General features: G+C 54.6%; 9 protein-coding genes. 2 read left to right on the top strand and 7 right to left on the bottom strand.

Annotated elements, in window-relative coordinates; translation table 11 throughout:
- Positions 1-64: 64 nt before the first annotated feature.
- Complete coding sequence (locus KQX66_RS03660; protein ID WP_216789892.1) at positions 65-1,234, top strand: winged helix DNA-binding domain-containing protein; 1,170 nt, start codon at positions 65-67, stop codon at positions 1,232-1,234.
- Positions 1,235-1,275: 41 nt separating this feature from the next.
- Here KQX66_RS03660 and KQX66_RS03655 read toward each other — a convergent pair whose 3' ends face one another.
- From KQX66_RS03655 to KQX66_RS03645, 3 genes are all read right to left on the bottom strand, one after another.
- On the bottom strand, positions 1,276-2,658 hold the full coding sequence (locus KQX66_RS03655) for an MFS transporter (RefSeq protein ID WP_216789890.1): 1,383 nt from the start codon (positions 2,656-2,658) through the stop codon (positions 1,276-1,278).
- 254 nt (positions 2,659-2,912) lie between these two features.
- Complete coding sequence (locus KQX66_RS37755; protein WP_284439776.1) at positions 2,913-4,283, bottom strand: M23 family metallopeptidase; 1,371 nt, start codon at positions 4,281-4,283, stop codon at positions 2,913-2,915.
- Positions 4,284-4,415: 132 nt separating this feature from the next.
- Complete coding sequence (locus tag KQX66_RS03645) at positions 4,416-4,856, bottom strand: Dps family protein (RefSeq protein WP_216789885.1); 441 nt, start codon at positions 4,854-4,856, stop codon at positions 4,416-4,418.
- Positions 4,857-5,167: 311 nt separating this feature from the next.
- On the opposite strand from KQX66_RS03645, the gene KQX66_RS03640 reads away from it, so the two are divergent.
- Positions 5,168-6,184, top strand: a complete 1,017-nt coding sequence (locus KQX66_RS03640) for an acyltransferase family protein (RefSeq protein ID WP_216789882.1) — start codon at positions 5,168-5,170, stop codon at positions 6,182-6,184.
- Positions 6,185-6,235: 51 nt separating this feature from the next.
- On the opposite strand, the gene KQX66_RS03635 is transcribed toward KQX66_RS03640, so the two are convergent.
- From KQX66_RS03635 to KQX66_RS03620, 4 genes are all read right to left on the bottom strand, one after another.
- Positions 6,236-7,855 (bottom strand): response regulator transcription factor, encoded by a 1,620-nt coding sequence (locus KQX66_RS03635; RefSeq protein ID WP_216789880.1) that lies wholly within the window; start codon positions 7,853-7,855, stop codon positions 6,236-6,238.
- 27 nt (positions 7,856-7,882) lie between these two features.
- Positions 7,883-9,829: a cache domain-containing sensor histidine kinase gene (locus tag KQX66_RS03630; protein WP_216789878.1), complete on the bottom strand. Its 1,947-nt coding sequence runs from the start codon at positions 9,827-9,829 to the stop codon at positions 7,883-7,885.
- A 132-nt stretch (positions 9,830-9,961) separates the two neighbouring features.
- Positions 9,962-11,542 carry an ABC transporter substrate-binding protein gene (locus KQX66_RS03625; protein WP_216789876.1) on the bottom strand — a complete coding sequence of 527 codons (1,581 nt, stop codon included), beginning with the start codon at positions 11,540-11,542 and terminating at the stop codon, positions 9,962-9,964.
- A 69-nt stretch (positions 11,543-11,611) separates the two neighbouring features.
- A complete protein-coding gene (locus KQX66_RS03620) occupies positions 11,612-12,436 on the bottom strand; it encodes an ABC transporter permease (protein ID WP_216789873.1) in 825 nt (274 codons plus the stop codon).
- Positions 12,437-12,442: the final 6 nt, after the last annotated feature.

The following is a 12,442-nucleotide window of genomic DNA, read 5'->3' as shown; positions in this document are numbered from 1 at the left end:
CAAGATATAATAGGAATTAAAGGATAGTACAGCTTGATTGCGCTGTTAAGGAGGTCTTCATCTCGTGCAAATACAACCCCAGCCAAACACTGCAAACGGCCCTCTCGGGGAAACCTTGCGTCCCGTGCTCGGAGCCCGCGCCTTGAACCGTGCCCTGCTCGCGCGCCAACTGCTGCTGCAGCGCGCGGACATGCCGGTAGAAGATGCGCTAGCGCATCTGGTCGGCATGCAGGCTCAATCACCTAACCCGCCTTATTTCGGGCTGTGGACGCGGCTGCGCGGATTCCGTCATGAGGATCTGTCGCGTTTACTCCTGGACCGGCGAGCAGTTCGCATCGCACTGATGCGTTCCACCATTCATCTGGTTACCGCCCGCGACAGCCTGATCTTGCGTCCGTTGATGCAGTCCGTCTACGAACGCGGTCTCAGCGGCAGCTACGGACGGCGTCTGACGGGGCTTGATCTTGAAGCGGTCGCGGCAGCCGGCCGGATACTGGTCGAGAAACAGCCTCTGACACTCGGCGAGCTTGGCAAGCTGCTGCGCGAGCAGTGGCCGGACCGCGAACCCGCCGCACTCGCCAACGCCGTACGCGCCTTGGTGCCGCTTGTTCAAGTCCCGCCGCGCGGCATCTGGGGCGACGGCGGTCAAGCCGCCCACACCTCTGCGGAAGCCTGGCTGGGGCAGTCGTTAGCCTCGGCTCCATCGCTGGAGGAGACGATTCTCCGGTACCTCGCCGCATTCGGACCGGCCACCGTTAAAGACATGCAAGTGTGGTCCGGTTTAACCCGGCTGCGCGAAACGATCGACCGACTCCGGCCGAGTTTAACTGTTTACAGGAGTGAGGACGGCAGCGAGCTGTTCGATGTGCCGGGCGCGCCGCTCCCCGCTCCGGATACTCCGGCGCCGCCCCGCTTTTTGGGCGAGTTCGATAACATGCTCTTGTCCTATGCCGATCGAACGCGCATCCTGGCCGACGAGTACCGCCCCCTTGTTTTCACCGAGAACGGCATCATTCGGTCCACCATCCTCATTGACGGCTTCGTCCGTGGGATATGGAGGATCGTGCGCCAGCGCCGTACCGCCACGCTGGTCATCGAGCCCTTCGAGCCGTTATCCGGAGAAGACTGCGAAGCCTTGGCCGAGGAAGGTCGCGGACTGCTCGACTTCGCCGCAGCAGACGCCGATGTCCGCGATATTCAATTCGTCTCGCCGGAGCCGCGAAGCCAACTCTGAATACCACAAAGTCTTGCGTGTATCATAGCAGCCCCGTTCGTTCACCCTTCCACGGCACGGCTTTTCCGCATCACCTTACCGAACTGAAAAAAGTAGAAGGCCAGCGTCGCGAGATGAAGAAGCGCGAGCACCGTATAAATATTGCTGAATACGAACGCGTTGTGATTCAAGGACATGTTCGCCGGATTCCATTGCATCGCGGAACCGTGATCGACCATCTTGCTGTACAGGCCGGCGGCAAGAGCGCCGGAGATAAAGTTCAGCAGCGAGAGCAGCCCCATCCCCACGCCGGTCTGGTCCTTAGGCAGCGTCCGGGAAATCGTGTTCGACAAAGCCACGACCATGAACGTCTGCCCGACGTTGCCCAAGATCAGGAAAATGGCAATCGCGATCGGCGAAATTCCCGCAAAGGTCGACAGAAGGACAAAGCACGCAATCAGCAGCGCCGAGGCTGTGAAATACAGGAACGGATTGCCTTTATCGTCCGCCAGCTTGCCGCCTGTTCTGCCCAGAAGCGCCGACGCAATGGCAGCCGGAACCATGCTGAAGCCAACCAATCCCGGAGCCAGACCGTTGACGAGGGATAAAAGCTGCGGGCTCAAAAAGGCAAGCGAGTATCCGACCCCGTTCACCACAAAAGCGATCGCGAGCCCATAAGAGTAGCTTTTATTGCGGAACAGCCGGGGTTGGACGAACGGTTCGGCCGCAGAGCGAATGCGCGCGATAAACAATCCTAGCGTAAGCAATGCACAGCCTGCAAGAAGCCAAGCCTCGTTCGTCACGGACAGCAGCACCAGTGCTACCGTAATAGCCAGGAGACCGCCGCCCAGCCAATCGATTTTCCCGGCCTTGCCCGGTTCGTCGTCAAGATACTTGCGGTAGAACGGGAGCGTAAGCAGCGCCAAGACCGGCAGCAGGAACAGCCAGCGCCAATGCACGACACTGACGATCAAAGCGGCGGTTGTCGGCCCGAGCGCTCCGCCAAGCGCCAGCCCGGCGGCCGCAATGCCCATCGCGCGGCCGCGCGTCTCCAGCGGGAAGTAGCGAATCGGGATGATCATGGCCGTTGCAGGCACGACCGACGCCCCGGCAGCCTGCAAAATCCGGCCGAGGAGTACCATCCAGTACGTCTGCGCAGCTAACCCGATCAGGGAACCTATCGCGAAGAAGATTAGCCCGAATGTTAGCAAATTTTTGAGCTTATACTTATCGGCCAGCTTCCCGTAGGTGACCGAACCGATCGCGTAAATCAGCATATAGACCGACGAGACCCAGCTGACTTGCGCAAGCGTTAGCCGGAACTCCGCCCCAATCTGCGGCAGCACGATGTTGAACATCGTTGCGCTCATGACAGAGATAACCAGTGTGAAAACGAGGACTCGCATCAGTTTCTCTCCTGTTTGTTGTTTAGCTGTCGTTTCCACTCTGACTCCCCCTTTCCACTTGTCTTTATTTTTTGATAAGGTTTATTTTACAATGGTTGATGGATAAATAATAATATATGTTAATCTATGTAATTCATAGCCTGTAGTATATAAGAAGGGCGACAGAAGTCTTGGCTTCCGATAGACATATTGCGGAAGTTATCCGGTCACATTTCGCAGCTGCTTCGGGAGTCCGGCGCATAGCCTCGGTGCTATTCGCCGGACCTTTTCCGGAAAGCAGCAGGCTTGCCTGCTTAACGCGATTGGGGCTCCTGCTTCAGCCATTGAAACGGAGTCGCATTAAAGAACAGATTCGGATTGACCGGAACGTTGTGCGCCCAGAACGTAAAATGCAGGTGCGGTCCCGTCGAGAATCCGGTCGAGCCCACCAGCCCGATAATATCGCCCCGCTTCACCCGGTCTCCCGTTTTCACCTGAAGCTTCGATAAATGCGCATACTGGGAAAACAGATTCATTCCATGATCGATATAGATCGTATTGCCCGTCAAATAGAAATTGTCCGCCAACGCTACGACGCCGTCATTCGCCGCTTTAATCGGGGTGCCTTCTTTGGCCGCCAAGTCAATGGCCGTATGGGAGCTGGCAAACTTGCCGTTCACATAGCGGGTATGACCGAACGGCGTCGTCAATATCCCTTCGATCGGCTGAATAAAAGGGTCGGAGAACAGGAACGCGGGTTCCGACTTGCTTCGCGCGGCATCGATTTTTTTCTGGTCGGCTTCGATTCGTTTCGTGTCCTGACGCATGCTTTCCATCTGCTTCGATACTTTGAGGTGTTGGGTCTCGAACTTTTTATCCTTGATCTTCAGCGTCTGATCGCCGATCGGATACGAGCCGGGCTTCGTCTTCATCGGCACCGGAAGGTAAGTGAAATATCCGGCCTCGAACGGCCGCAGCTCGTACGTCTTCCCCTGCCAAGCGACTTCTCCGGGCTTATCGTGACGTACCAGCACAACGTCGCCGGGACTCGCCGTATCCGGCAGGAGTGTCCAGGCGGTATCCATCACCTTCTTGGCTTGCTCGGGAGAAGCGTACAAAGCCGTTTCCCGGCTAATCCGCTGCTGACGCTGCTTTTCTTCCTGCAGCGCATCCTTCACCGCGGGCGTTACCTCGGCATGCCAGGTTTGTCCCCCGTCCGTCGTTACCAGCAGCGGATTGGCCAGCTCCGTTCCGGCCGAGACAAGTGCCCAGCCGACCCGGTTGGTGACAAATTGCGACTGCTTCACCGGGTAATCCTTAGCTTGGTAGGCAATCGTCGTGAGCTTTTTGCCATCGGTTAGCGAAGCGCTTGACCCGTTCGTACCGGATGCCGCTGCATCCGGGAGGCCCGAGGCTGGCTCCGTCCAATGGGCGCCTCCGTCTTCCGTCACACTGCTTGTGCCGTCCGTATAACGAATCCGGCCCTTATCCAGATCGGTCATATGAAAATCGAGAATTTCGCGGCGGACCGGGGCTTGTTTTTCCGCAGCCTCCGGCGCAGTGCCCTTCCCGGACGCGAGCAGCCATGCAGGGGGCTCGCCGCCGTATGCGACCAATACCACACAAGCGGCGGCAAGGGCCGTTCCGGCCAGCAAGTACCCTATCTTTTTGGAACGCGGCTTCATCGTTCTGATCTCCTCCAATACAGCTTCTTCCATATCTATGACTTCATCATACGATAGAAGCAAGCCGATTGTCCAAGCCGCGCTCCGGAAGGCAGAGCCACAGAACTGCGATATTTGAGCTTACCGCTTGAATTAGTTGCCCAAAAACGCATTCAGCATCCAGACGTGCTTTTCCAGACTCGAATGAATGGCCAACAGCAGATCTCCCGTCGTTTCGTCCTCCACGGACTCGGCGTATTTCATGCCTGTTTTAAGCTCCCCGATGATCAGAGTAAAATCGTTCACCAGCGCCGCCACCATCTGCTCCGCCGTCTCCTCGCCTTCCGCCTCGCGAACCGAGGCGAGCCGCAGGCTTCCGCTCATCGTCGCAACCGGCTTGCCGCCCAACGCCAGCAGCCGCTCGGCCAGCGCATCTACATGCAGCGCCGCTTCCGTATACAGCTCTTCGAATTTTGTATGCAGCGTGAAAAACTGAGGGCCTTTGACGTACCAGTGGTAATTATGCAGCTTGACGTACAAGACAGACCAGTTGGCGATTTGGTTGTTCAACAGTACCGTTAATTGTTCATTCATGGATGATTCCTCCTCATGATTTGTATTTAGATTAGGTCTAAATTCATAATCTGATTGTAGCATCGCCCTGACTCTCTTTCATGAAGAGAAGATGAGGATCGGATGAAGATTTGGTGAAGTTTGGCATCGTCACTCCGATTGATTTTGCGACTGAGAAATGTCTGTGACTTTGATCACCAATGAGCCGTGATCCTTCTCACTGCTCCGGCGCATCGAAAGAGGTATGCTCAAGACGAGGAGCCGGCTGCAGCCGCTCCAATGCGGCGAGAGAGCCGGCAGACAGCACAGTATACATATAGAGGTGACTTCCCGTGGGAAAGGCTTCCGCACCATCGCTTCACACTTATGCGCTTAATATGAAATTTTTGCTTATCGTTTTCGTCGTCACAGCCAACACCATCGAACCGATGATCGATCGGAGCTCGCCGTTGTTCGCCCTTTACGAGACGATCTACTCATTCCATATTCCGATGTTCGCTCTGGCAATGGGCTACTTTGCCAAAAGCTTCCGTCTCGACCGGCCCGGAATCGACGGGCTTTGCACGATTGCTTATCAATATGTGTTGTTCCAGACGCTGTACAGCTTGGCCGATATTGTCTTCTTTCAAGCCAAAGGCGTGATTCATTCGTTCTTCATGCCCTACTCGCTGCTCTGGTTCCTGCTCAGCCACTTTTGCTGGAGGCTGCTGCTGCGCGCGTTCGTTCATATGCGCCACCCGCTGATCGTCTCGCTGCTGCTTGGCATCGCCGTCGGTTACCTCCCTTGGCCCGGGGCTTGGCTCAGCGTATCGCGGACCTTGGTATACTTTCCGTTCTTCCTGGCAGGCTACTTCCTGCCGCAGCATTGGGAAACCATAGTCAAACGGCTGCGGATGCCCGCCGTCCTTCTCGGCCTAGGTGTCATTTGCTTCTTCTGGCTGGGCGGACGAATCGATCCGCGTTGGCTGTACGGCAGCTTCACCTACGCAGAGGCCGGTCATCCGGAGTGGTACGCCGGTATATATCGCTTGGGGATGTACGGGGTGCAGGTGGCCGCTTCGCTCGCTTTTTTGAGCTTGGTGCCTTGGGCGGCCAGCCGGATCACGGATTGGGGAAAACGGACGGGGTATGTCTTTCTGCTCCATGCCTTCATTCTGAAATCGCTGCTCGCGGCAGGGATTTACGTCTACCTGCAGACCCCCTGGAGCCAAGGGCTGGCGATTATCGCCGGGTTCGGCATCGTCTGGCTGCTGTCGCAGCCATGGGTCGAAGCCCACGCCAAACGATGGTTCGAGCCGGATATTACTTTCGTGAAGCGGCTTGTCCTCAAATCGCACGGAACCCCGTAATGACGGGGTTCTTTTTTTAGAGTAGGAAAAGCGGGACACGCTGTCCTGCCTTCACATTCCTTTTCCTTTTATTTTCCCGGGGCTTACCCCGATATATTTTTTGAACAGCTTGCTGAAGTAGGCCTCGTCCTTAATCCCGACTTTCTCCGCCGCTTCGTACACCTTGAGGTTCCGGTTTATAATCAGCTCTTTTGCTTTCTCCATCTTCGTGCGGTTCACAAAATGGGTAAAGCTCTCGCCGATTTCCTTCTTAAAGAGGTAGGAAAAATAACTCCGGCTCATATTGGAATACTTCGCGGCTTCCTCCAGCGATATGTTTTGCCCGATATTCTCGCATACATATCGCTTTACACTCATAATTTCGGCTCTCGCCGTCTGGCCCTTGACGGAAAGCATCGACTGCATGAACCCGCCGATAAACCCGTCGACGGAGCTTTTAATATCGTGCAGCGTTTCCGCGTCCAAAATCATCTCCGACCATTTCGTGTCCGATTCGTCGTCAATCAACCGCAAGTGCTCTTGATAAGGCTCAAGAACTTTCATGAAAATATACAGCACGTGGAGCAGCGACGTTTTCACCCGCATCGGATGATAGGCCCCATGCGCCGCAATGCTGTGAAAAAAACGGTTGACCACCGATGTCACCCCGTCATAATCGTTGGCGTTCAAATGATCGATCAGCCGCTTCTCTTCCTCCAGGCCGAAAATAATTTCCTTATCCGTGAACTCCGGCACGTCGCCTGCAAAAATCAGGCACGCTTTTCCCCGGTAAAAACGGTAACCGGACGCCTGTTTCGCTTGAGCGTAAAGCGCCGGAACCTCCTTTAGGCTGCCGGTTTTTCCCGAAACGACCAAGGATACGGTAATATTCAGGTAACGCTTCAACGATCGGTTCACCTTCTGAAAAAGCTCCGATAGGATGGGATGCTCGGGCGTCCGAAGGACCGTGGCGTCCAGCAGAATCAAATATTCCCCCTCGTCCAGCTCGGCGAACTCGGCTTTGGCATAGTCGGCAAGTCCTTCCTGCAAAATGTTGAGAAACGAGGAGCTGAGCAGATGGCTGTCTCTCATCCTGCTTTTCGCGGGAGCGTCGTCATAGTCGTCGATAGCGCAGTACATGACAAGATATTGGGTAAATTCCGGCCGGACCTGCATAATGGACGATTCTTTCTGGAATTCGGCGTAAGGAATCGAGCCGCTCATTAATTTTTTGTACAGACCGTTTTTGATGACTTGCTTGTTGGCTCTCAATACCGATTCAAACGTGATTTTCTCTTCGTTCTGCAGCCGTTCCTTTTCGACCTGCGCCTTCGCTTTGAGCAGCACCTCCAAAAGCTGGTCCGGCTTCATCGAAAGCTTCAGAATGTAATCCTCCGCCCCCAGGCGCATCGCCTTCTTCACGCTGTCCATCTCATGGTGGCAGCTCAGAACAACGATCTTGATCTGCGGAAACCGGGCCGACAACCGTTCGATCAACTCCAGACCATCCATATTCGGCATTAAAATATCGGTAAGCACGAGATCGGGGCGGACCGCCTCGATCAGCTCCAGCGCTTGTATGCCGTCCTCCGCCTGCCCGACAAACTCCAAACCGTATTTCTCCCATTCGATACAGGATTTGATCCCGATTCTGACGAGCGCTTCGTCATCCACGATCATGACCTTGAGCATAGGCCGTCCTCCTTTTCCCAGTAAGCCTCAAGATGAAGTCTCCTCCGTGCCCGGTTCCGCCGGGACCGTTACGGACACGGTCGTTCCTTGCCCGGGAGTTGACGCAAGCTGCAGTCCGAAAGGCTCGCCGTATTTGAGCCGCAGCCGGTCGTGAATATTTCGGAGCCCGATGCCGCTGAATTTATGCCGATGCCCCTGCCCTTCGCCGGCCTCGTTGAAAATTTCGGCGATCCGGTGCGGCGTTATGCCTTCCCCATTGTCGGCCACATCGATTCGCAAGCGACCCTCATGCAAGCCGGCCCGAAGCTCGATCCGGCCGCCGGACCTTTTGTTCTTCAACCCGTGCAGGATACCGTTTTCCACAACCGGCTGAAGCAGCAGCTTCATGATTTTGTGCCGCTCAAGCTGCGGATCGATGTCGAAGACCAGCTCGAAGCTGTCGTTGTAACGAGCGTTCTGGATGTTCATATACGCCTGAAGCAGCTGCATTTCTTCCTTCAGCGTAATTTCCTCTTCGCCCTTTTTCATGCTGACCTCGAGCAGCCGTCCCAGATCGGCAATCATGTTGGACGCATTGGCCGCCCCGTTCATCATGGCCGTCCATTTAATGATGTTTAACGTATTGAACAAAAAATGCGGATTGATCTGCGCCTTCAGCGCTTCGTATTTCAATTCCTGCTCTCTTTTCTGCTCCTCCATCACTTTCTGAACCAGCTCGTCGATCCGCTTGAACAGATGGTCGAAGCTCTTGACGATGCCGTTAACATCGTTGGCATACTCGATCTCCTTCGTTCCCAAACTGTAAATGCCGATCTTCTTCTTTTTTAAATCCCGGATGAGCAGCTTTAGCGGATTCGTGATATAAAGAATCAGCGCGACGCTCGATAAAAGGAAAAGGCCGAACACGATATAGTTGATGGTCTGCACTTTATTTTTCAAGCTTGACGTGCTGTTCATCACGTCTTCGTAAGGGATCACCGAGACGACCGTCCAGTCAAGCCGGTTCAAATTGTAATAATTGACCATATACCGCTTGCCGCCGGCTGCCCCGATCACGTTATACCCTTTTTGGGTGCCGTACAGCTTCAGCTCTTTGCTCACCTGCTCGATATCGCTGAATGGCGCTTCGCCGGAGCTCTTGATAATTTGATTTTGCCGGTCCAGCAGCAGAACCGATCCTTTGGAACGGACCGTAAACAGCGAAACGAAGTTATCCAGGTCCACATTGATGATGACGATGCCGAGCGTCTCACCGGTAAATCTGTCTTTGACCGTTTTGGCAAGGGAAACGTATTTCTTGTCTTCGCTTAATTTCGAGGTATGGTAAGTGAAGGGAACCGTCCAGACCGTCTCGCTTTCATGCCGTACGAGGGAAGCAAACCATTTTTCCTGCTTCAGCCGCAAGCCGAATTCCTGCTTGAAATTCAAATATTCTTGGTTTCTGTCGATATCGCTGACGACATTTCCCATCACGTTGCTGATAATTCCATCGGAGCTGACGATGATCATATGGGCGTTATAATTGAAAAACGTATTGTTTTTGGCGAAATTCAAATGATTTTCGATACGCGAGATGCGCGAATAATCGTCCGGCGTCATCTCTAGAGGCGATTTCATTGCAGCGAACGCTTCGAAAGCCGGATTTCTTGGAAACGCATTCAAATTTGCCGTGACGATATCGTCCAGACTCAGCACATTCGACAGTCTCATCATATCCAGCGTGACGTCCTCAATCTGATTGCCCATTTGCTCCAGGTTGCTCAGCAGCAGATCGGAGGTTTCCTTCTCGAACAAAGTCTCCGTATGCTTGAAGCTGATATGAAGCGATAGAGATACGGCGATAAAAACGAGAAAAACGACCGAGACGATAATCCGAATCTGAAGATTGCGAAAAAGCGCCCGAATCCACTGCTTCAGCTTATACAGAATCCGCTTCCCCTCCTCATCCATGGTGACGTTTGCCCGTTCCGGCACATAAGCCGGATACATGCTGCCGAGGCGGTGTTTGTTCTATTGTACTTGAGTCCCGCTTCCCCATCAAGATTTTTCGGGTAAACAAGCAGCCCCCGGATCGGTGTGCCGGGAGCTGCCTTGATGGCCAAGACCTTACTTCATAAACGCGTCTTCCAGCGTAATCCCCGATTGGAAAGACAAGAACCCGGGCATGTTCTTGAAGCCGCCGACCTCTTTCTTCATGCCGTAGCCCTGCTCGCGCCAGGTCAAGTAGACGAACGGCGACAAGTCCAGCGCGCGGTTAATCAATTGGTTGTAAATATCTTTCCGCTTCGCCTCGTCCTGCTCCTTCCTGCCGTCGATCAGCAGCCTGTTGATTTCGGCATCGTCGAAAAATGCCGAATTGTTAAGCCTCGCCGGGCCTCCGGTATAGAAGTTGCTGAGCCAATCGGCATCTGTAATATCGCCGGCCGTGCCTGCGACAACGAAGTCGTAGCTCCCTTCCGTATTTTTCTTCACCCGGGTCGCCCAATCGGGCAGATCGAGCTCGACTTCGATGCCGACCTTCTTCAGCTCGGACTGTACGGCGACCGCCGTCTGCTGGTGATACGCGAATTGGGAGGTAGCCAGCAGCCGGGCCTTGAAGCCGCTCGGATAGCCCGCTTCCGCAAGCAGCTTCTTGGCTTTTTCGAGATTAGGCTCGAAGTAATTCTCGTACTTTTCATCGTAGCCCATGTAGCCCTGCGGGATCGCCATGCCGTAGATCGGTTTTCCGCGCCCGTTAAATGCCGTGTTGATAATCGTGCTGCGATCGATCGCGTAGGAGATCGCTTTTCTCACCCGCGGATCGCTGAACGGCGCAAACTGCGTGTTGAACTGCAATTGCATGAACGGCCCGCTGACGCTGTCGAGCTTCAGCTTCGGATCCTGTTCCAGTGCGACGGCGTCCTTCCACGGAACGGTATCGATCAAGTCCACGTCCCCTGCCTTGAGCGCGTTCACTCTGGTATTCTCGTCGGGATAAAAGACGAAGCGTATCGTGTCCAGCTTCGGCTTGTCTTTTTTATAATAGCCTTCGAATTTTTTCACGACAAACTCCTGGCCCTTCGTCCATTTGTCAAACTTATACGGGCCCGCTCCCATTGGAGCCGCATTCAAATCGCCGTTCTTTTCCTCCGTCCACTTCTTCGATACGATGACCGATTCCGGGAGTGCCAAATAATGGATGAAGGGGGCAGAAGGCTCTTTCAGCGTGATGGCCACGGTCTTATTGTCCACCGTCTCGATTTTGTCTATGACGGACAGCTCGTTGCGGAACGTGGCGTTGTTTTTCGGATTGGCAACGCGCGCGAAGGTGTATTTTACGTCTTCCGCCGTAACCGGATCGCCGTTGTGAAACTTGGCGTCGCGAAGCTTGAACGTGTACGTCTTCTTGTCCGCCGACACCGTATACGACTCGGCCAGCTCGGGATTCAGCTTGCCGTCCTTGTCGTAATTGACGAGCCCCCGATAAAGACTCAGCTTGATCGTTCTGCCGTGAGTCCCGTTTTGCACAAGCGGGTCCATGGTGGTCGGTTCGCCGGACAGACCGAAGATGAGGCTGCCTCCGGATTGGCCGGCTCCTTTATCCGAGCCTTCCGGCCCGGCGGCATTTTGTCCCGCTCCTCCGCAGCCGCTGCCGATCAACGCAACGATCAGGATCAAAACCGCCACTCTTGACAAACGCTTTAACATGCTGCAAAACCTCCCTTTAATATTTATAATAGGGACAGTCATTCGGAATGACAATCCTTATCACCAAAGCTAGGAACGGTTCAATTTCGGGTCCAGGATATCTCTCAAGCTGTCTCCCAGCAAATTGACGGACAGGATCGTGATCCCCAGACAGAGCGAAGGCCAGACGGCATACATCGGATTCAAACTGATATAGCCCCGCGATTGGCCGATCATCTGCCCCCACGAAGGCTCGGGAGGAACGACGCCCAAGCCGAGGAAGCTGAGCCCCGATTCTAGAAGAATCGCCGCTGCGATGGTCAGGCTGATCTGGATGATAAGCGGAGACATGATGTTAGGCAAAATGCAGCCGAACAGCACCCGCGTATGGGAGGCGCCAAGCGACAGCTCGCTCTCCACATACTCCTGTTTCTTGATCTGAAGGGTTGATGAATAGGCAATGCGGGCAAAATGCGGCGCATACACGATTCCGATAATCATGATCAAGTTTTTAATCCCCGCTCCCCAGAAGCCTACCACCATCAAGGCCAGCAAAATCGGTGGGAAGCACAGGACGATATCTACGGCCCGCATCACCGTTTTCTCCGCGATCCCCCGGAAGTAGCCCGCTACAATGCCGAGCAGCAGCCCGACGGCAAAGGCCAGCAGCGTAGAGCCCAGCGCGACGGTGAGCGAAGGGCGTATCCCCAAAATCAGACGGCTTAAGATGTCCCGGCCGAATTCGTCGGTGCCGAACGGATGGTCCGGCAAAGCCGGCTTCAGCACCAGATTGGGGTTGATTTCCAGCGGGTCATGGGGAACGATCCACGGCCCGATCGCCGCAATAACCAGAATCGGAAGCAGAACGATAACGCTGATGACAAACGTTCTGTTCCTCAGACACTTTTTCAGCATATTCCC

It is taken from the genome of Paenibacillus oleatilyticus (assembly GCF_018998565.1).
GTDB lineage: Bacteria > Bacillota > Bacilli > Paenibacillales > NBRC-103111 > Paenibacillus_G > Paenibacillus_G oleatilyticus.
Note: the sequence above shows the minus strand (reverse complement) of the source record. Positions and strands in the feature narration are given on the sequence as shown.